Here is a 3,019-nt window from a genome sequence, read left to right on the forward strand (position 1 = left end):
CAGAACCTTCTGGCTGGCACCACCCGGGGTATTGACTGGCACTACAATCTCGGAGTGGTTGTACTGGGAATGTTATTAGTCATCTCCATAGTCGCGGTCCTGAGTTTCCTGATATTGCCTCTGGCCCTCTACCGCGGAAGACGTACGAGAGAGGTTCGGCTACCTGCGCTACTTTTCTTTGTAGGATTGGGACTCGGATACATTCTGGTGGAAGTCTCGCTCATCCAGCGCTTCGTGTTATTCCTTGGGCACCCGACCTATGCCTTGACGGTGGTCGTCTTTCTGCTACTGCTCTCAAGTGGGCTGGGAAGTGCATCCATACGAAGGCCAAATCTGCTTTTGACGTTAGGCGCGATTGTCGCGTTAATTGCTCTCAATGCCTTGTTCATTCCCAAATTACTCTCGATCGCGGTGGGATTGACCTTTCCCCTCAAACTGATTATCAGTGCGCTCATTCTGATTCCTCTGGGATTCCTGATGGGCATGCCGTTTCCCAGAGGGCTTAAGCTCATTGCGGAAAACGAGACTTGTACAGTGGAATGGGCGTGGGCGATGAACGCCGGTGCCAGCGTGCTCGGTTCGGTCATGGCCATGATCATTGCTATACATCTCGGACTGACTATGACTCTGGTCTCGGCAGCCATAGCCTACAGCCTTGCGGCGGTCTGTTGGGAGTGTTCGAAACTGAGGCTCCGCTGAACTCCGAAATTCTCTTCCCTCGCCAATAAGAAAAGCTGTTTTTCACATCGCCACCCGGCTCGCGGTCTGCCCGAACGCCTTCTGGATCAGCGCCGAGCGCGCCGCCCCTAAAATCCCAGAATCGTCGTTGAGCACGATCTTCACCGGCATGTACTGTAGCAGGTCGCGCATCCGCCCCTTGTCCAGAAAGGCCTCCATGAACGTCGGCTCTTGCATCTTGGACACGATCTTGGCTGCGATGCTGCCGCCAATGTAGATACCGCAGAGCGACATGAATTTCAGCGCGCAGTTTCCCGTTTCCGCCCCGTACACCTCGACAAAAACGTTTAGCGCCTGTTCGCAGATGGGTGCCTTCTTGTCCATCGCCAGCTGCGAAATCAGGGCCGGGGAATCATGTGATTCGGCAAGCTGCTCCCGCAACCAGGCCGGTTCCTCGGCTTTCCTGGTGTCGCGCAGAAAGTCGTAGACGTTGCGGATTCCCGGTCCGGAGAGAATCCGCTCGAAGCTGACCCGGCCATACTTCTTGAGCAGATATTGCAAAAGTTCGATTTCCAGCTCGTTTCGCGGGGCGAAATCGGTATGGCCGCCCTCGCAGGCGAACGGGTGATGGCGAAACCCGTCCCAGTAGAGCCCGGCTTCTCCCAGGCCGGTTCCCGCCGAAATCACCGCCATATTTCCTGCCGACTCGGTCGAGCCTTCATGGATAGTGATGAAATCCTTTGACTCCAGCGCGTCAATGCCGTAGGCGTAAGCCTCCAGGTCATTGATCAATCCCACCGAAGTGAGCCGGAGTTGTTGCGCCAGTTCGCGCGAATCGATCGTCCAGGGCAGATTGGAAATCTTGCTGCGCCCTGCCCGTACCGGGCCCGCCACCCCAAAGCACGCCCTCTGGACGGGTATGCCTTCGCTCTTTACAAAGTCGCGGACGATCTCCGACAGGCCCGAATGTTCCTGGCTGTTGTAGATTCGTTCCACTGCAAGCTGCAGCTTATTGCCTTCGCTCTCGAATGCTGCCAGGCGGGTATGCGTTCCACCGACATCTCCAGCCAGAATCATAGCGGAATCACTCTCCAGGAGCGGCCATCGCGTTCCATCAGTTCATCAGACTCCTTTGGCCCCCACGTACCTGATGCGTAGTTGGGGAAATTGCGCGGCGGCAGGGCTTTCCAAACATCCAGCACTGGATCCACCGCGCTCCAGCCTGCCTCCACCATGTCCGCCCGCTGGAAGAGCGTGGCGTCTCCAATCATGCAATCGTACAAAAGCACTTCATATCCGGTGTAGGCATCTTCCCCAAAGTACTTGGAATACTCGAAACTCATCTCTACCGATCCCAGGCGCAGCACCGCACCGGGTATCTTCGCCCCGAATGTCAGCGACATACCTTCCTCCGGTTGGATCTGGATCACCAGCCGGTTGGTCTGTAATTTATGCACCGGAGTGTCACGGAAAAGAATGAATGGTGCGCGCTTGAATTGGATGGTGATTTCCGTGTGTCGCTTTGCCAAGCGTTTGCTGGTGCGCAGATAGAAGGGCACGCCAGCCCAACGCCAATTGTCAATGTTTAACTTCATGGCCACAAACGTCTCTGTGCGCGAATCGGGAGAGACTCCCGGCTCGCTCCGATATGCCTGTACTCTTTCCCCACACACGACACCCTGCCCGTATTGGCCACGTACCGTGTTGTGCAGGACATCCTCCGCGCTCAAACGCTGGATGGCGTGCAGGATCTTGGCCTGCTCATCGCGCACGGCGTCTGCCTGGAACGACACCGGCGGCTCCATGGCAGTGAGGCTGATGAGCTGCATCATGTGGTTAGGGACCATGTCGCGTAGCGTGCCGGCGTTGTCGAAGTATCCGCCGCGGCGTTCCACCCCTACTGTCTCTGCATTAGTGATCTGAACATGATCGACGTAACGGCGGTTCCAGATGGGCTCAAAAATTCCATTGCTGAAGCGGAATACCAGGATGTTCTGAACGGTCTCCTTACCCAGATAATGATCGATGCGATAAATCTGATCTTCACTGAGCACCGTCTTGATCTCGCGGTTCAACGCCCTCGCGGACTCGAGGTCATGCCCGAATGGCTTCTCGATGACCACCCTGCGCCAGTGGCCATTCTCCTGATTGGCCAGCCCTGCCTCGCCTAGATGCTGCACAATGGTTGCGAAAAACTTAGGGGCGGTTGCCAGGTAAAAAAGGTAGTTTCCATTCGTATGGTGCTGCTGGTCCACCTGACCCAACCGCAAACCCAGTGCGCTATAACAATTGGCATCAGCGAACTCTGCGCGTTCGTAGTAGATCCTCTCCGTGAACCAGT

The 3,019-nt window shown here is 56.1% G+C and carries 3 protein-coding genes; 1 reads left to right on the forward strand and 2 read right to left on the reverse strand.

Annotated elements, in window-relative coordinates; translation table 11 throughout:
- A partial coding sequence (locus tag VEG30_06820; protein HXZ79623.1) for a hypothetical protein occupies positions 1-699 on the forward strand: 699 nt, incomplete at its 5' end.
- A gap of 42 nt (positions 700-741) precedes the next feature.
- On the opposite strand, the gene glk is transcribed toward VEG30_06820, so the two are convergent.
- Positions 742-1,755: a glucokinase gene (glk, locus tag VEG30_06825; protein HXZ79624.1), complete on the reverse strand. Its 1,014-nt coding sequence runs from the start codon at positions 1,753-1,755 to the stop codon at positions 742-744.
- A partial coding sequence (zwf, locus tag VEG30_06830) for a glucose-6-phosphate dehydrogenase (protein HXZ79625.1) occupies positions 1,752-3,019 on the reverse strand: 1,268 nt, incomplete at its 5' end. The genes zwf and glk, both read right to left, overlap by 4 nt.

Source organism: Terriglobales bacterium (assembly GCA_035624455.1).
Lineage (GTDB): Bacteria > Acidobacteriota > Terriglobia > Terriglobales > Acidobacteriaceae > DASPRM01.

Excerpts from the sequence above, each read along its gene's own strand:
- glk (HXZ79624.1), bottom strand. The coding sequence starts at position 1,755 with ATGATTCTGGCTGGAGATGTCGGTGGAACGCATACCCGCCTGGCAGCA.